This window comes from Nitrosomonas europaea (assembly GCF_900167395.1).
Taxonomy (GTDB): domain Bacteria; phylum Pseudomonadota; class Gammaproteobacteria; order Burkholderiales; family Nitrosomonadaceae; genus Nitrosomonas; species Nitrosomonas europaea.
Map to the genome: position 1 here is coordinate 1 of NZ_FUWK01000034.1, position 18,110 is coordinate 18,110.

Genomic DNA, 18,110 nt, shown 5'->3' on the forward strand with positions numbered 1-18,110 from the left:
CCCAGTGGCTCACTGAAGCACTGGACCAGCAAAACCTTCAACTCATTACTCCCCTCAGGAAAAACATGAGGCCTGTGCCTCGTACCAGGTTCGAGAAAGTCATTCTGCGTCGCCGTTCCCTGATTGAAACCGTCTTTGATGAATTGAAGAATCTTTGCCAGATCGAGCATACCCGACACCGCTCTCTCTTCAATTTTATCGTTAACCTAATGGCTGGTATCGTCGCTTACTGTTTGTCCGATAACAAACCAACTTTGAATCTGACCAGGGTCAACAGCCTGGCTAAAGCTTAAGGGCTTATCCCGAACTCAGGTTAAATAGAGAGCGCCTGGTTGATGGCTGGTAATAACTCCGGATCGTTAAAGGCATGTGCCGACAAATTGATAGACAGACTGATTCGGCTGATTCCTGTCTGGTTGATTCTGGCAGCAAGTGCAATTGCCTTGCGAAGTACCAGATGATCGATCCTGTGGATAAGCCCGGTATGCTCTGCTGCACGGATGAATGCAGCCGGAGAGTGAATCGTTCCATCTTCATCCCGCATGCGCAGCAAAACTTCGTAATAATGAATCGATCTGTCGCTCAGGGACTGGATAGGCTGCAGATAAAGCAGATACTGATCATGCATATGGGCATATTCAATTTTCTCTTTCCAGTAAACCAGCGTATGCACACGCTCTCGCGCCTGATCGATACTGGAATATACATGCCAGGTTCCACGCCCCGTTTCCTTGGCCTGATACATGGCAAGGTCAGCGGCTGCTAGTAGATCGTGAACATTGTTTCCATGTTCGGGAAAGATCACGATTCCGATACTGGCCGAAATGCTGTGTGTTCTGCCGTTGAATGACAGTTGCGTTTCTCCCAGGCGGGCAAGAATTTTTTTTGCAACTTCGATGGCTGCTTCAGGGGTGATTTCCGGTAAGATGACAGCGAATTCGTCTCCACCCAGCCGCCCGGCAATATCAGCGGTGCGAATCGTGCGAGACAGCATGCCAGCGACCATTTTCAACATGGTATCACCCGCCTGATGGCCGCTGGTATCATTTACGAACTTAAACCGATCCAGATCGAAAAACAGCAGTGCTCCGGGGTGCTGGTATCTTTCTGCCCAGCCGAGTATCTGCTCCAGTTCTTCGCTGAATCGACGACGGTTATACAGATTTGTCAATGGATCGTGATCTGCTAGCCACGCCAGATGGCCTTCCACACGTTTGTATTCGGTAATGTCCAGCCCAACCGACAGAATTGCCGAAGGATCATCCTTGGATTGCCACGTCAGGCGTGAATGAAGCCAGGCAATGTGTCGTTGTGAATCATCTTTACATATCACGACAGCTTCATGTCGTAATTGATCACGCTGTCCCTGGCGAATTTCCAGCAAATGCAGATCGAGATTATATTGCTCGCTATCGGATGCAAGCAGTTCCAGAAAATGTCTGCCTTGCAGCTCACTTTCGCTGTAGCGGGTCAGCATCTCCCCGTAAGCATTGAGCATCACTATCTTTCCACTGGCATCCTGTGTCAGAACGATGACCTGTGCAGTATCCAGCAGATTTTCGATGAAATCTTTCTCTTTGCTGAGTTCATCACGCTGGCTGATCAGCATTTTGGTGCGGTAGGCAATTTTTTCTTCCAGGCTCTCAAGCTTATGAGAAAGTGCCAATGATGCATCATGCATGAGGTCGATTTCATCTTTGAAGAGACGCTTTTTCCAGCGGGAGGCAAGCGTACTGCGAAAACTGCCGAAACCGCCACCGGCCAGCAGTGGCATGATGGAAACAATATGCTTGAGCAGGGATAGCGATGTGGTCAGTATGCTGAACAGGATGATTCCAGAAAGTAACAAACTGCCCAGACCAATGACGATGATACGCCAGATAGAATCCTGAATTGCCCGAACGGTATCGGTTACTTCAGTGATAATAACCAGCTGTGCCTGGTCAGCTATACGAATTCCCTGCAGAGGCAGCAGCTTTATCTGATGATACCGGCTGCTCCATTTATTCTGAATACCTTGACCGATGATTTTCAAATCGGGGTAGGTCATGGCTGCTTTTTTCAGAATAGCAAAATTTTTTTTGCTGTCCGTCATGGCTGCGATATAAACATCCCATTCGGGGATACTCATGCTGCCATTATTGAATGATTCACCTTCATGTGCGGGAATAAGCGTGTTCTTGACAAACAATCCGATATCCGAGCCCGATGCACGTTTGAAATTTAGGAATACGTCGACCAGGGATGATCCGATGACGATAGTGCCGACACGTGTACTTTCAACCAGTAAAGGCTCGATTATGTACTGAGTGCAGCTCTCCACACATATCATCAGAGTAGCAGGCTGTTCATGCAGGTTGACTTCACGTATATGATCAAGAATGAGGTTATCGCGATAGTTGTTGGCTTCGAAATTACCCCACTTTGCCAGGAGCGAATCAGATGAATCATAAAAGCGCACATCTTCAATATCATTTTGAATCTGAAACAACGTCCAGTACCGATCAAATGTATCGAATACTTTATCCGCCATTCCTGATAGAAGACTCGGTTCCATATCCTTCAGGTAGGGAATGATCCTGACCAGTCCGTGCAAATTTTCAGAATTACGACCAATCAGGCTTTCTATTTCTCTGGCATAGCGCCGATACTTTGCTTCTCTTTCCTGATCGATACTGTCAATCAGACTTTGATAATTGATGACACTGAAAATTGTTACCACAAGCAGTAGAATCAGACTGCTCAGAAGTGAAATTTTCCAGTTTAATCCGATAAATATTTTTGAAGCTTTTTTACCGGCTTTTTTTTGAATATCTGAATCCACGAAGGCAACGGATTTGATTAAGTGATGATTCAGAAACGGTAGGAAGCCTGTACAGCGAACAGATTCCAGTTTTTTCCGGTATGGGACATATCGGGATTATCTAGCGGAGATAGCCAAGCCGTGCCGTTGATCCGATGATATTCTGTACTCAACATGATGGCAGGCGTAATATTCCAGCGTAATCCTACCGTGATATCCTTAGCGTAGTAATTATGTGCCGGGTATAGGTAACCGGTACTGGCAGAAAATTTTTTACCACTACGGTCTTTCCTATTAGTGAACAACAAATCATAACGCAACACTGCTTCCCAGTTTGGATAGAACCGATAGACGCCTTGCAGATAAAAACTTTCTCCCGTAAAACTTTGCTGAAAAGCTGCATGGTTACCAAAATCTTTCCATGCGAGATGGCGTAGCGCATATTCAGACGTTATGCTCCAACGCTCTGCGTTGTATTGAGCGGATAAAATTAAAGGGGAGAATCTGAATGAGCCATTAAGTAGAGTATCATTGTAACCTGGGCTATACCCAACATTAGCTTGGGCTCCACTTATTGCCAGACGGAGTTTTCCATCTGCCTGCTCATAAAGTATCCGACCAATATATGATAACTTTGTTTTAAGATCGCCACGGTGTTGTAATGATCGTAACACCGATATCTCAGTATCATGACCGTCTACTTGGGGAAAAGCAGCTCCAAATTGTACGGTAATATTTCCCCAGTCCGCGCGCGATTCTCCGTATACCTGAATCCCATCTGAAGCTAGTGCAAGATTGCGAGTACGATCGAAATAGATTGACTGAGGCAGCAGTATGCTCGGGCGAGTAAATGGTACATCGCGTGTATCGTTATAAAACCCGAATGGATTCTTCATCCTGCCCAGACGTATGCCGATTTCAGCTGCAGGTGTATTGGCGAAATTATAATCTAGAAAACCGAAATCAATGTGGATGCCACCGTTGCTGCCTTCTCCAGCTCTGCGATGGAGTAATTGACCGGATAATTGCAGTTTTGGTGAGGGACGCAAAGAAGCCGTCAGGCCAATTTCCCGGAAATCGAGACTGCCAGAATCGTTACTGTGACCAAAAAAATTGTTCTTGTTCGTCTTGATGTAGCCCTGGCTCAGAAAACCATTCAGTTTGAACAGATCCAGGTTTTGTAATTTAGGCAGCTCTTCCGCCAGAACGGATCTGGCCAGAAAAATCAGTGACAGGGCTGAGCTGCCTAAAAAGAAAGCTATAGTTGAAAATCTGCTGTTACTCATCGATATGAACGACCTGGACACTATCATTAATCATACTTCCACTCAAATAACCAATTGCACCCGGTGTTGATGCAATTCTGGCACGCATTTCTTCTTCAGTATGTACGACAAACGGTGCTTGTCCGGTTCCGGAATAGACCATGCGATCCCACGCTGATCGCAATTGGTAAGGAAAAATATTCAGTTTCTGTTTTGTAAAAGTGCTGTGTAATGGCGCGTCATCCGGCAAAACGAACACTCTGACGGGCAACCCATCCTGCCAAGTTCTGAGACGCATGCCAAAAATGGAACGTAACAGATTTTTGGAAAGATAGTTCGAGTTGACGCCGGGATGGGTGATAACTTCGACCGAACCGTCAAAGGATAAGGCATTACCTGCGAAAGAAAATGTGACCAGCAGGGTAAGAAAAAGAATACCTCGGAGCCAGTAACTAAAGAATCCCATCACAATGACGAGTGTTATCGATACTGATGGTTATTCCGATATATAAACATTATCGGTATACGCTGTTTTAAGCGTTTTCTGATGTATGCAGGCCAGGTTCATGGGCCATATTCTTCCGTGATCGGTAATAAGCTCCCAGAGTGAACGATGATCCTGATACATTCGATCAAGTAAATCAGGCAGATAAAGATAATAAGGAGTACGAAGACCATGATAATCGGCTGGTGGGCCGATTGGATTCATTTGTAAGCTGTAAAAACCTAGTAATTTGTTTAAAGCTGGCTCCATGGCCGAAATTAAATGGTAGATATTATTTCGTGCACATAATTGTATAAGTCCGACAACAAGCCCGAGCATCGGATGCGGAAAGCGACGGCGTTCCTGTGCTTTGCATCCTATTTCAGTAGATTGTGATAGCATATTGCGCTCGCCTTTTCGTTTGAAAAAATCGCTGAGAATAGCAAAGCGCGATACTTCAGTAGTATGTTTCCGAGACGATGAATCCAGAACAAAGCCAGGATAAAAATGAGTGTTGAGCTCTGTCGGAAATTTATCCATAGGATCGAGCGGATTGGGCAGGATCAACCTGGTTGTGCCAATGAAAGTATTGGTTGGCCGATGGCGCAATAAAAAATGGATTGAGTGACTGTCATATTGATCACTCTCCAACTCGTTTGGATAATTGTTAGTGTCAAACCCGGGAATGACATTGTGAACACACAAAATCCGATAGCGTAAATCGAACACCGTTTTAAGTAATTCCGGTGTGTCGGCATCGATGATTTCGAAATACTGATGAAAAGCTGCTTCGATATCGTTCATACTTTTCCTTGATCAGGCTGTATTTAAGAAGATCTGAGATTCAGATCAGATTTTATTACTGGAATCAGTTTCCAATTCAGGGAATATATGAACGATATGACTTTATATTTTTTCCCTGGGCACCGGCATCATCGTTATTTGTTATATTTTTCCGTATATTTACATGTTATTTAGCCTGAATTCAGACAAACATGTCGTTAAAATAAAACGTACTTTACTATACTTGTGTCGTCAAAATATGACAAGCCGATGTTTGTTGAATAATGGTTGACTGTTTTCGATATCGGGAGCTCATTTATCGAATGACCACGGCTTTTTTACCGGTATCAATTCTCCCTTTTATTTACTGCCGAAATTCAGAATCAGATAAAAATTAAACTTTTATCGGGTGATGCTGTTTGAACCAATATTCCAGCATCATCAGCAGCCATACCATCGTGCCGTGATAACTGGCATGTTCATGAAGATGCTGATCAAGCAGCTGGTCGATGAAATCGGTGCGTATGATGTTGCGTGATTTGAGGTCACTCAGACTGTCTGCAGCAATTTCCCGCAAAGGTCTGTGTGTCTGGAGCCAGACACCGAACGGCAAGCCAAACCCCTGTTTTTGTTTGGTAATGATCTCATCCGGTAAAAAACCACGTAACGCCTGTTTAAAGAAATAACGCAACTGCGTTCCTTTCAATTTCTGTTCAGGAGGAAGCGCGAGAGAAAAAGCGAGTATTTCATCATTAACAAACGGGAAAGCCACTTCCATGCCGGCCAGATGACAGGCCTGGACAACTTTTGGGAAATCATTGTCTGCCAGTGTGAATTTCCAGTCGAAGGCAAGCATGCGGTTGATCAGGCTGCGTGCATGAGACACATCCTGATAGGTTCGTTCAATCAGCAAAGCGGGTTGCGCTGTATCGATCTTTGCCAGTAATTCCGGTGAAAATACAGTTTCAAACCCATAATGTGCCAGCAGATTATAAGTCTCCATGCGATGAGGCATGGGAACCGTTGCCTGTGCGACATAGCTTCGCGCCTTGCGCAGCAGTTTGGGTCCTTTGTTCTCTGGAAGAGACAAAATAAAGGGGGAAAGCAGGTAATTTCTCAGGGGTGCCGGGATTTTGTCGTAAAGTGAAAAAATATATTGTTTTGCGTAACGTACATTACCACCGAACAGCTCATCACCCCCATCGCCACCGAGTAGCAAGTCGAGTCCGTCATTTCTGGCCATGCGCCCGCAGTAATAAGCCGGAAGCGCCGATGCATTACCAAAAGGTTGATCGAAGACCGAAGCAATCAACGGGATCGTTTCTACGACATCGTCTGGTGTGACATAGTACTCATGGTGATCGGTCGCGAAATGCCGGGCGGCAATACGTGCGTAATGCATTTCATCGTAGCCGGTGGCTTCAAAGCCGATTGAATAGGTTTTGGCGGGTTCACCCGTGACTTCTGTCAATATCCCTGCCAGAGTGGAACTGTCTGTCCCCCCGCTCAGAAATGTACCTGCTTTCTGACCCTGTACCGCTTCACTGACACTTTTTCTGAGCAGGGAGAGAAATTCCTGTTGAAGCTCGGGGAAGGGGCGTTTTATATCTTCATCAAACCGGATTTGCGTATAACGGCCGATTTCCGTGTGGCCATCGTGGAAATGCAGATACTCACCAGGAAGCAGGCGCTTCTGGGCCAGATAGATGGTATCCGGCCCCGGTATCATGTGAAAGTAAAGGTAGTTGAGCAGCCCTTGCGGATTGATTTCAGTATTGGCCCGGGGATGGGTGAGCAGGGCATCGGCAGAAGTGCCAAATAAAATTCCGTCGTCACCCAGCGACTGGTAATAAAGTACGTGTGTACCCAGTGGATCGATGGCCAGAGCAACTTCACGTGCATGGCTGTCCACGATGCAGCAAACGAATTCACCAGCGAGCTCGGAGAAGGCTTGCCTGCCTTTCTGCTTCCACTGATCTGCAAGTGCCGCTGCCATTCCTCTGGCATCGATGGCTGTCTGCAGATCTGTATTCCGGGATTTTATCCTTCCCCAGATCCCTACCAGTAAGCCTTCTTTTTCATACAGATGCGAATGGCTTGTTTTTGCGGCGACGGAAAGAGCGGCATTGCCCTGTACCGCTGTCTGCACAGGATTGCTGTCAAAACGAATCAGCGAACCGGTCATGCGATCAATGATCTGCTGATTTTCGATTGCCAGGTGATCTGCTCCCAGCCAGCCACATATTCCGCTCATATCATCTCCTCATTCGATATTGAATTCATGTCATTCCCGGATATGATTTCAACATGATTTGTTCTCTACATTGTTGTGAATCATTATTTGTCACACATGTGGTGTGTGATTGGTGTTTTCCGCGGCATGCCCGCAGAGTGCCGTTTTCAGGCGGTCAGCCGGACCATCTACTGCAGCAGATGCGGGTTTGATAAATTTTCTCAGATCAGGACTTCCAGCGAAGCAGGGTGACTGAGAAAAGCGGTGGGGCTGGCAGTCAGCCCGTAGGCTCCCGACTGGAACACGACGACCAGATCCCCGGGTTCGGCCCTGGACAGTTCCATCCGGTCGGCAAGCAGATCCAGCGGCGTACAAAGAGGTCCTACTACTGAAACGATTTCGGTTTCATCGATTTTCATTTTATTGCCAATGGCAACCGGATAATTTTTGCGAATGACCTGGCCAAAATTTCCGGATGCCGCCAGATGATGGTGCAGGCCGCCGTTGGTGACTAGAAAAGTCTGTCCTCTCGATATTTTTTTTTCCAGTACGCGGCAAACATAAATACCTGCTTCTGCCACGATGTATCGCCCCAGTTCGATCACGAACCGGATAGCTGAGAATTGAGAGGGAATCTCTGCCAGCAACCGTTGCAGATTGGTTCCCACAGCATTCAAGTCCAGCGGGCTCTCACCGGGGAAATAAGGTACGCCAAACCCGCCTCCGATATTGATGGCACGAACAGGTACGGGTGAGGTAGAAGCAAGTTGTAAACCCAGTTGCAGTGTTTTTTCATGGGCTTCCCGCAAGGCTTCGACCCGGAGATTCTGTGATCCGCTGAAAATATGCAATCCCTCAAAATCGAACCTGAGCTGTGCGATACGTTGCAGTACTGCCGGAACACATTCAGCATCGATACCAAACTGTTTGGAACCTCCTCCCATTTTCATTCCGGAAGATTTCAGCTCGAAATCAGGGTTGACCCGTACTGCGACTTTGGGCTGGAAACCGGTCTCTTCTGCCAGTTGCGCAATCGTTTCCAGCTCGTACTCGGATTCCACATTGATGACGATACCCGCTGCAATGGCACATATCAGTTCCTGACGACTTTTTCCCGGCCCTGCAAAACTGATGTTTTCGGGTGTAATGCCAGCATCCAGTGCCACTTTCATTTCGCCAACCGAAGCCACATCCATACCATCCACCAGCCCGGCCAGATGCTGTACTACGGCGGGCATAGGGTTGGCTTTCATGGCGTAATGCAGATGAATACCTGCCGGTAAATGCTGCCTGAGGAATTGAATACGTGCAGAGATCAGCTTGCGATCGTAAGCATAGAAAGGGGTGGTTCCAATACGTTGTGCCAGGCGCGTGAGTGGAAGATCGCCGATGACGAGACAGTGGTTGCGTATCGGAAACTGGGTCATCGGTGCATGTTTGGGATGCGTCATGATTCTCCTGCCTGGAAAGCCTGCTGAAATTCACCAGCCAGCATTTTCCGGTCTATTTTTCCATTCGGATTACGGGGCAGACTGGTTTGTCTCAATTCGATCAAAGCGGGTTGCATGAAAGCAGGCAAGTGCTGTTTGCAAGCCGATTGCAGCACATCCCGGTCGAGCGCGAATCCGGTTCTGGGAACGGCCACGACCACGATAGCCTGGCCGAGTGTAGGGTGGGGAACCCCGAAAGCGGCCGCTTCAGCAACTTTTTCGGTTGCATAAATGACTTCTTCCACTTCAGTCGGGCTGACGCGGTAGCCGGAGGTTTTGATCATATCGTCGCGTCGGCCGATGAAATACAGATAACCTTCATCATCCATGCGCACCGTATCACCCGACCAGACCGCAAGTTCGGGAATGGTCAATCCGGATTGACGGGGAGTCAGCGGCCGGAAGCAAGCAGCCGTTTTATCCGCATCGTTCCAGTAACCCAGCGAAACGAGCGGCCCGCGGTGTACCAGTTCACCCGGTTCACCCGGTGCGCAATGGGAACCATCCTCGCGCAGTACCATGACTTCGGCATTAGGAATCGCTTTGCCCATGGAATCCGGTCGTTTGTCCACTTCCCCGGGAGGGAGGTAAGTTGAGCGAAAGGCTTCGGTCAGACCATACATCAGAAAAATCTGTGTATCGGGTAACGCACTGCGCAAATGTGCCAGAGTCGCGCGGGGCATTGCGCCGCCCGAATTAGTGATGTAGCGCAGACTCTGCGCATCTTTCCAGTCCAATTGCGCCAGCTGCGCCCACAATGGCGGCACTGCAGCCAGTCCGGTCACCTGTTCCTGTTTAACCGTGGTGAGGATATCGCGCGGCAACAGGTAATTCATCAAAATGGCAGTGGCTCCGGTGTAAAACGCAGTATTCAGTTGATTCAATCCATAGTCGAAGCTGAGCGGCAACACTGCCAGTATCCGATCATCAGGCCGGTTATTCAGATACCGGGAAACACTTATGGCGCCTGTCACCAGATTGCGATGGGAGAGCACCACTCCCTTGGGTTTGCCGGTACTTCCCGAGGTATACAAAATTGCAGCCATATCGCTGTCGATGCAGTCCGGTAACCGTGCAGCATCTGAAAGTGTCTGTGTCTGTCTCCATGAAACGACATTCAATCCGGGAAGTGATGCTTTGTGCAGATCACCGGTGATGATCACAGTATGCAGATCATGACATTGCGGTAATACCGGGCTGAGCAGATCGAGTCTCTCGGCAGAGGTTATCAATATCCGGACATTACAGTCTTTGAGGATATAGGCGACCTGTTCGGCTTTGAGCAGCGGATTGACGGGAACGAACGCGCCTCCTGCCGCGGATGCGCCAAACAGGGCAATGACCGTTTCGAGTCGTTTCTCGAGATAGACGGCCGAACGTTCTCCGCGACCCAGCCCGAGCGTATGCAAAGCGCTGGCAATCGATTGCACTGCTTCAGATAATGCCGCATAGGAGAGATGCCGTTTCTGATCGATCAATGCTGTGGAATCGGGATACCGGGCAGCTGACTGATAAATCAGCTCATGAAAAAGATTGGACATCGATCAGTATGTACAAGTCATGAAATGATTGGATTCTACAGCCTATTTGAGCCCGTGACGATTCATCAGGTCATAAAGAGTGGGGCGGGTAACCCCTAGAAGCTCTGCTGCCCTGGCAACATTGCCATTTACCCGTGCCAGCACTTTGATGAGCATCTCGTGTTCAGCCTTGTCTCTGACTTCACGCAAGGTGACTGGCGCAAAACTATCGGCTGCCGGTTGTAATCCGAGATCGGCAGCAGTGATTTGTGAGCCTTCTGCCATGATGACTGCGCGTTTGATGCAGTTTTCGATTTCGCGGATATTTCCCGGCCAGGAATAGCTGCCGATTGCATCCAGTGCATCCTGGCTGAAATTGAGGGATTGGCGTTTTTCTTTTACCCGGAACTGGTTTTTGAAGTGATGCGCAAGTAAGACAGCGTCGCCGATACGATCGCGAAGCGCCGGAATATGGATACTGATTTCACACAGACGATAATACAAATCCTCGCGGAAGGTACCGGCCTCGATCATTTTTTTCAGGTTCTGGTGGGTTGCGCAGACGATTCGTACATCTACCGGGATCAGCTCCCTGCCACCGATGCGTTCGATGACGCGCTCCTGCAGGAATCTCAGCAGTTTTGCCTGTAACGATAGCGGCAAATCACCGATCTCATCCAGGAAAAATGTACCTCCCTGTGCCAGTTCGATTTTGCCTGGTGTCTGTTTGACTGCTCCTGAGAAGGCACCTTTTTCATAGCCAAACAACTCTGCTTCCAGCAGGGATTCAGGAATGGCCGCACAATTGACTGCAACCATGCGTTTACTGTTCCGGTCGCTCAACTGGTGAAGTGCCTTGGCCAATACTTCCTTGCCGGTTCCACTTTCACCCAGCAGGGTGACCGTAACGTCGGAAGACGCGATACGCTCGATTTGCTGGCATATTTTGACCATACCAGGATCATTGGTGATGAGTCCGGGAATGGCAGTGCTTGAAGAAGATTTCAACAGTTCGCGATTTTCGCGCTGCAACCGGTGCAAATAGAACGCCCGGTTTACGATCAGGCTGAGCACGTTGGCATCGAGAGGTTTCTGGTGAAAATCATATGCACCCATATTGATTGCTTTCAGTGCATTTTCGTGATTCTGGTTGCCCGTCAGCACGATTACCTTGGTATCAGGTGCCACGGCAAGAATCTGCTGCAAAGTTGCCAATCCTTCCGTTGCACCATCCGGATCAGGTGGCAATCCCAAATCCATGGTCACGACAGCAGGCTCATGCCGGCGGACTTGTGCAAGCGCACTTTCACGATCTGAGGCAACAGCCACATTGCAATCATCGAAACTCCAGCGTAACTGTTTCTGGAGCCCTGGATCATCTTCTATTACGAGCAGTTTTTTTTGTATCTGATTTGCATTCATGTCATTGCTGCTAAAGGTTCCGGGTGGATAACGAAGTTATTTTGTTGCATCAAGTACTCTCAGGGATATTGAAATCAAAACCGGTCGTTTGTTACGGGTTGAACAACCGGGGAAATCTTTTGTATTTCAAGGTTTTGTTCCTCTCGAAGCAAGTGAGCAATGAAATAGACAATGTAAGTTTTATCGACACCTTTTCGCAGATATTAAGCCAAACTGGATCAGACGGGAAGAAAGTAGCGATCCATCAATGATCCGCTCTGAATTCGGCCGGATGGAGATACAAAATCTGTTGTGCTGCGCCGGGCATGAATGATACTCGCCTTCCTGCCACCCAATCGGAATGACCGCTGCCGTAGTAAGGAGAAAGTGGATGGCCGCTCTGGCCTCCCGGCATTTCGAAATAACCCTGTTCTTCCTCGCCAGGTGCCACGACGAAGCGCAGCGAAGCACCAAAATCGGGTGCCTGAACACGTGGCATGTGGTGATCGCCGGGTAACTGGTCGGCAGGCATGTTCAGCCATGCGGCAATCCATGACGGCAGGGCGCGACTGAACGGGTGCCGGATATCGGCGGTATTTTCTTCTCCCCAGTTGCGTGCCACTATGCCGCCAGGCTGGGCTTGCATCTGTTCTGCTATCCGGCGTGCGCATGCTGCCAGCATGCTGTCCCAGTCACTGTCATCGGCGGGCAATAAATGAAGCGGCCGTTGTTCGATTAGTTTCCATACCGCATGTTCGGCCTGGCTAAGGCGTGGTATTTCAAATTCAGGATAATCAGATTTTACTTTGGCAGTTAAACCGCTGAGCACCTGTTTCATGACTTCGAGACGAAAACTGCGTACGATCCGGTAAGCAACTGATTGCACAGAAGCATGTCCGTTCCAGTCAAGCAGCACTTGTTGCATTTCGTTGCGCCATACGGTGGATGGTGTTTTTTGCAATATTTCATCCAATAGTTGCTTCCAGCGAGCGAGAAGCAGTGCACGATCATCCAGTTGGATGGCGAGCAGATCTGAGGGTGAAAAGTGATCGTGCGCATATAATTCATCCCGGATCTGCCGGCTGCGGGCACCGAGCTCATATCCACCATCTCCCAGCTTGCTTAATAAGGCGCCATCGATCATTCTTGAATTGCCGTTCCAAAGGCGCATATCCGGTGGATTGATAACCAGCGGGTAATCAGCAGGTGCAAGCCAGCCATTCCAGCCTGTAGACTGTTTGCTCCAGTCTGCAGGCAGTCCCGGATCATAGTTACCTGTGCGCTGGGGAATACGGCCGGCAATCGTCCAGGCGATATCCCCATTTTTGCTTCCGGCAATGAAATTTTGTGCCGGGATACCCATGTTCCAAGCAATAGCTGCCGCTTTCTCCAGGTTGTCAGCCTGTTCCAGTTCGACGATATCGAAATTGACCGCACCAGGCTGGTGCGCAGTCCAGACCAGTGCCAGAGGAGTACCGTCAAAATCCTGTGCAAGGATTGGTCCCCATTCGGTTTCGCGGATTTCGAGGGTTTCGTCGGGCGCACCCCGCACATGCAATGTTTCACGCCATATTTTTACAGATTTCCATTCACCCTGGCTGATATAGCGAGCGGGATTTTCCGGATCGGGATTTACTCTGACCCAATCGGCAAAATCGCCGTAAGAATTGGTGAATCCCCAGGCGATATGGCGGTTGGAGCCAGCAACGATAGCCGGTGTACCCGGAAGACTGACGCCGATCACATCGATCTTTTGGTTTGCATGTCTGGCATCCGGGTAAATCAGCCGGGTACGAAACCATAAACCGGGTACTCGCAAGGTCAGATGCATATCGTTGGCCACCAGTGCACTGCCACTCGTCAGGGGTCCTCCCACGGCAAATCCATTGCTGCCAACCGAGGGAGATTCCTGGAAACCGTTATCCGCTAAAGCCTGTTTGCTGGTGGAACGTAAATCGAAGTCGGTAGCAGAGGGGTAAGGTGGCCACTCAAAATAACTGCCGTCCAGTGGTGCATCCCACTCGCCTCCACTGGCCGTCAGGAACCGATAGGCAGATTCCGGCAGGGAAGCATGCATCATCGACAATCCCAGTTCACGATCAAAGTTGTTTCCCTGCAGCGTCATGTACATGGCCAGTACGATCAGCAGGCTGTCTTCACTTTGCCAGGCACGGGGCATGGTTTGCGTAAGCAGGTAACCAAACTGTCTGATCCTGAGACTGTCCAGTCCCGTATTGACGCCATCCCGATAAGCCTCGAGCAAACGGAGCTGATCTTGTGGCAGTATTTTCAGCATGGTCTGTGCCCGGGCACGCATGCGATGCACCCGCGCTTTGCGATCAGCCGGCAACGCAACCGTACCGAATAATTCTGCCAGTTCTCCGGCAGCCTTGCGGCGCATCAGGTCCATTTCCAGGAAACGTTCCTGTGCATGGATAAAACCCAGTCCACGCGCCAGATCGAGCCGATTCCCGCCATTCAGCGTCACCGTGCCGAGAGCATCGCGTTCGACTGTTACGATATCGGTTAGCCCGGGAACGGATTGTTCTCCTTCATAAACGGGCAGGCTGCCTTTTAAAAGCGACCAAGCCGTAAGTAATATGACCATCACAAGTGCGGACAGAAAAAACAGGGATTTACGCAACATATTTATGATTCACTCTCCAAAGCGATTACTGCCGGGATTGTAACAATGGTGACCATCGTACTTGCAAGAAACTGGAGTCATCTCAAGTCAACGATCATCGTTTTAACTTGTCCACAATTCCTGTGGATAAGTTTGTGTACAATTTGGGAATGAGTCACTTAAGGTTGTCTTTTCAAACGGGATTCTCAAGTCTGCTGAAATTTTGCACACAAATTTTATTTTTTAAAAACAGTTACTTATATTGAACTCCAATACTGGTGCGGGTTTGCAGGGTTGTCAATATCCCTGATGGCAGGATGTGGATATTTTTATGTGTGTCAAGAAAAATTCTGATGACATTTGAAAAATCAGGATTTTTATATTTTCCAAGGCAGCGATCAGATGTGATTTTCTGTGTTATTTCCCGCTCTGGAATGCATGATGAACGATTTTGCGGATGAGACAGGATGAGCGTGAATGATCTCGAATCGCTGATCAGTCAGGTACGCCGCTGTACCTTGTGCGCCGAACATTTACCGCTGGGTCCGAGACCGGTGTTTCAATTGCATGAAACTGCCCGTATTCTGATTGCCAGCCAGGCACCGGGCAGGCGGGTACACGAAACCGGTTTGCCGTTCAATGATCCCAGCGGTGACCGATTACGCGAGTGGCTGAACATGACTCGTACAATCTTTTATGATCCCCGCAGGATCGCGATTTTACCCATGGGGTTGTGTTTTCCGGGAACAGGAAAATCTGGTGATTTGCCGCCTCGGCCTGAATGTGCACCTGCGTGGCGGTCGGCATTGTTGTCGCATTTGAAAAATATCAGACTAACCCTGCTGGTAGGCCAGTATGCCCAAGCCTACTATTTTACCCGACAGGGTAGAAAACCAGTGGCAACGCTGACCGAGAATGTTCGATCCTGGCAGAAATTCTGGCCTGACATCGTGCCACTTCCCCATCCAAGCCCGCGTAATAACCTTTGGTTGAGGCGCAATCCATGGTTTGAGGAAGAAATCATCCCGGCACTTCAGGAACGTGTAGCGATGATTCTGAATCAGACAACCGATTCCTGAGTCCCTATACCGGATAACATCCGGTGTCATTCATTCCCGTTCGGAAATGCCTAATCTACGGGCTGATTTGTATCGGGTTACAGTGAATAATAATTAATTCATTGAACTTTATATCTGAAATTCTACCTGATTCAAGAAGAGGTGGCAGTGCCCGGATATGCCATTTCGATTATTTGTTTGTATTGGGTTTTCTGCTTTACGGGTGTGTAACTGTGGAGTAGAGTAAATAACAGGCGCCTATTCATTAACTCAGAAAGCGATTTGCGTTTGCAAATCATTAACAACCATAACCTGAAAGGAGTGGTAAATCATGAGTAATAGAGAAGCTTATATCAAGAAGGCTGAAGCGCAGTTAAAAGAGTGGGGGGCACAAATCGATCTCCTGAAAGCAAAAGGAGAAAACCTGGCTGCTGATACCGAAATCGAGTTCAAGAAAAAATTAGATGAGGCAGAAGAAAAACGAGCTGAACTCTCATCTTATCTGGATCAGCTGGCAGATAAAACAGACAGTATCTGGGATGACATAAAGGATGAAGCAGAAGAAAAATGGAATACTGTCAGCAAAACATTCTCCGATTTTGTCGATAAATTCAAGTAAACAGACCGAATCTTCCAACTAAAACGGAGGGGACTATGTTTAATATGGCATTAGTTTTCTTTCTCATTGCTGTTCTGGCTGGAATCCTGGGTTTTGCAGGTATTGCAGGAACGCTTGCATGGGCAGCAAAAGTGTTGTTCTTTGCAGGTCTGATCCTCACGGTAGTTTTTTATCTGCTGGGCAAAAGAACACCCCCTGTTTGAATCGGTATTCCCGATAAGAATTCAGGTAATTGATCACGCCATACGAGGATGTTTGTATGTTCTGATTTTAAACAAAGGAGTAGAAAAATGAAAAAAACCTATCTGCTGTCAACCGTTCTTCTTATGTTCCTGTCATCTTCCGTCATCGCAGAGGAAACTCTCACCGAGAAACTGGAAACAAAGACAAATGATGTTGAAAGGGCAACCAATAAAGCGATCAATCGTGCACAGGAAGCCACCTGCACAGACAGTGATGCTGAATGTTTGAAGCAAAAAGCAAAGAACAGGGCAAGTGAAGCTTATGACGCTACTAAAGACAAAGCATCTGAAATCAAAAATAAAGTTGACTGATACAAGGTCATCTCATCTTTATCGGGCAGCAACCACTGATTGTGGCTCTGCCCGTCAGTTCTTTCTCACCCTTTTCACAAAACCAGAATGGTTAGTATCATGCCTGGGTGGCTCCGGAGGCCAGCAGGTGAAGTCCCCTCGTGTTGATCATGCCATGGAGCTGATCGTCCTGCGGAAGCGGGCAAGTGCCAGCGTGAAAAAAATACTGCCAATCGCAAGCAAAGCGAGAAATTCCGGCCAGACGATACCAAAATCTGCACCACGATAGAGAATGGCCTGAGCAAGCGAGACGAAATGGGTGGTTGGTGCTGCAAGCATGAGGTACTGCACTGCCTCGGGCATACTTTCACGCGGTGTCATGCCACCGGACAGCATTTGCAGTGGCAGCAGAATAATGATCATCAGCAGCCCCATTTGCGGCATTGAACGTGCTACCATGCCAAGGAAAATGCCCATCGAGGTCGTGGCGAACAGATGTAATGTCATGCCCATGACGAACAGCCCGATCGAACCTTCGATCGGTACGTTGAGCAAATCCTGTACGACAAAGACGAGTGAGGCAGTAGCCACGATGGCGACGACCAGACCCATCGACCATACTTTGGCCAGCATGATCTCGAAAGGGGTCAGTGGCATGACCAGCAGATGTTCGATAGTGCCGTGCTCACGTTCACGGATCAGTGCTGCGCCGGTGAGGATGATGGATAGCATGGTAATGCTGTTGATGACTTCCATCACCGAACCAAACCATACCGAGCTCAGATTCGGATTGAAGCGTGCACGTATTTCAAGTTCTGCCGGCCAGGCAGGAAGCATCCGATAACGTTGAGAGAATGCGGTGACTTCACCCGTAACGATATTCTGGATATAGCCGCTGCCGATAAAGGCTTGTGACATACGCGTCGCATCGACATTGAGCTGAATGGCAGGCCGGCGTCCAGCCAGTACATCGCGTTGAAAATCAGGCGGAATATCGAGCACGAAAGTGTACAGACCGGTATCCATACCCGGATCGGCAGCGTACTGCTCGATGATGAGTGGTGGCAGGAAATGGGGAGGATAAAAGGCATCGATGATACGCAATGACAGAGGTGATCGATCTTCATCGATGATGGCGACAGGGGCCTTGTGCAATGATTCCGGCAGGCCGGTGGCAGTCAGGTACACCTGGCCGGTGAACGCGAACAGAATCAGGAACAGCATCAGTTTGTCACGTCCCAGGCTGCGCAATTCCTTGATCCCAAGGTGAAAGGCATTGAGCAGGGTGAGCATTG

General features: G+C 48.6%; 15 protein-coding genes. 5 read left to right on the forward strand and 10 right to left on the reverse strand.

Annotated elements, in window-relative coordinates; genetic code table 11:
- The coding region (locus B5D58_RS10255; RefSeq protein WP_143779573.1) for a transposase at positions 1-293 on the forward strand (293 nt) is incomplete at its 5' end.
- Positions 294-313: 20 nt separating this feature from the next.
- Here B5D58_RS10255 and B5D58_RS10260 read toward each other — a convergent pair.
- The 9 genes from B5D58_RS10260 to B5D58_RS10305 form a co-directional block, all read right to left on the reverse strand.
- Positions 314-2,722, reverse strand: a complete 2,409-nt coding sequence (locus B5D58_RS10260) for a bifunctional diguanylate cyclase/phosphodiesterase (RefSeq protein ID WP_234989061.1) — start codon at positions 2,720-2,722, stop codon at positions 314-316.
- 131 nt (positions 2,723-2,853) lie between these two features.
- Positions 2,854-3,852: a hypothetical protein gene (locus B5D58_RS10265; protein WP_198407863.1), complete on the reverse strand. Its 999-nt coding sequence runs from the start codon at positions 3,850-3,852 to the stop codon at positions 2,854-2,856.
- A gap of 229 nt (positions 3,853-4,081) precedes the next feature.
- On the reverse strand, positions 4,082-4,534 hold the full coding sequence (locus B5D58_RS14185) for a type 2 periplasmic-binding domain-containing protein (RefSeq protein ID WP_011111722.1): 453 nt from the start codon (positions 4,532-4,534) through the stop codon (positions 4,082-4,084).
- A gap of 30 nt (positions 4,535-4,564) precedes the next feature.
- Complete coding sequence (locus B5D58_RS10275) at positions 4,565-5,356, reverse strand: PEP-CTERM/exosortase system-associated acyltransferase (RefSeq protein WP_011111721.1); 792 nt, start codon at positions 5,354-5,356, stop codon at positions 4,565-4,567.
- Between the two features lie 373 nt (positions 5,357-5,729).
- On the reverse strand, positions 5,730-7,589 hold the full coding sequence (locus B5D58_RS10280; protein ID WP_011111720.1) for an asparagine synthetase B family protein: 1,860 nt from the start codon (positions 7,587-7,589) through the stop codon (positions 5,730-5,732).
- 200 nt (positions 7,590-7,789) lie between these two features.
- The gene (locus B5D58_RS10285; RefSeq protein ID WP_011111719.1) at positions 7,790-9,019 is read right to left on the reverse strand and encodes a pyridoxal-dependent decarboxylase, exosortase A system-associated; all 1,230 of its coding nucleotides are present in this window, start codon (positions 9,017-9,019) and stop codon (positions 7,790-7,792) included.
- A complete protein-coding gene (locus B5D58_RS10290; protein ID WP_011111718.1) occupies positions 9,016-10,599 on the reverse strand; it encodes an acyl-CoA ligase (AMP-forming), exosortase A system-associated in 1,584 nt (527 codons plus the stop codon). Before B5D58_RS10290 ends, B5D58_RS10285 begins: the two co-directional genes overlap by 4 nt.
- Positions 10,600-10,641: 42 nt before the next feature.
- Positions 10,642-12,000, reverse strand: coding sequence for a PEP-CTERM-box response regulator transcription factor (prsR, locus tag B5D58_RS10295; protein ID WP_011111717.1), 1,359 nt, complete (start codon positions 11,998-12,000; stop codon positions 10,642-10,644).
- 244 nt (positions 12,001-12,244) lie between these two features.
- On the reverse strand, positions 12,245-14,626 hold the full coding sequence (locus tag B5D58_RS10305; RefSeq protein ID WP_011111716.1) for a penicillin acylase family protein: 2,382 nt from the start codon (positions 14,624-14,626) through the stop codon (positions 12,245-12,247).
- Between the two features lie 446 nt (positions 14,627-15,072).
- On the opposite strand from B5D58_RS10305, the gene B5D58_RS10310 reads away from it, so the two are divergent.
- The 4 genes from B5D58_RS10310 (at position 15,073) to B5D58_RS10325 (ending at position 16,836) form a co-directional block, all read left to right on the forward strand.
- Positions 15,073-15,684 (forward strand): uracil-DNA glycosylase family protein, encoded by a 612-nt coding sequence (locus B5D58_RS10310; RefSeq protein ID WP_041356668.1) that lies wholly within the window; start codon positions 15,073-15,075, stop codon positions 15,682-15,684.
- A gap of 310 nt (positions 15,685-15,994) precedes the next feature.
- Positions 15,995-16,282: a sll1863 family stress response protein gene (locus B5D58_RS10315; RefSeq protein ID WP_011111714.1), complete on the forward strand. Its 288-nt coding sequence runs from the start codon at positions 15,995-15,997 to the stop codon at positions 16,280-16,282.
- Between the two features lie 44 nt (positions 16,283-16,326).
- Complete coding sequence (locus B5D58_RS10320; RefSeq protein WP_234989062.1) at positions 16,327-16,485, forward strand: DUF1328 domain-containing protein; 159 nt, start codon at positions 16,327-16,329, stop codon at positions 16,483-16,485.
- 87 nt (positions 16,486-16,572) lie between these two features.
- A complete protein-coding gene (locus tag B5D58_RS10325; protein WP_041356666.1) occupies positions 16,573-16,836 on the forward strand; it encodes a hypothetical protein in 264 nt (87 codons plus the stop codon).
- A 147-nt stretch (positions 16,837-16,983) separates the two neighbouring features.
- On the opposite strand, the gene B5D58_RS10330 is transcribed toward B5D58_RS10325, so the two are convergent.
- A complete protein-coding gene (locus B5D58_RS10330) occupies positions 16,984-18,108 on the reverse strand; it encodes an ABC transporter permease (RefSeq protein ID WP_011111711.1) in 1,125 nt (374 codons plus the stop codon).
- Positions 18,109-18,110 lie beyond the last annotated feature (2 nt).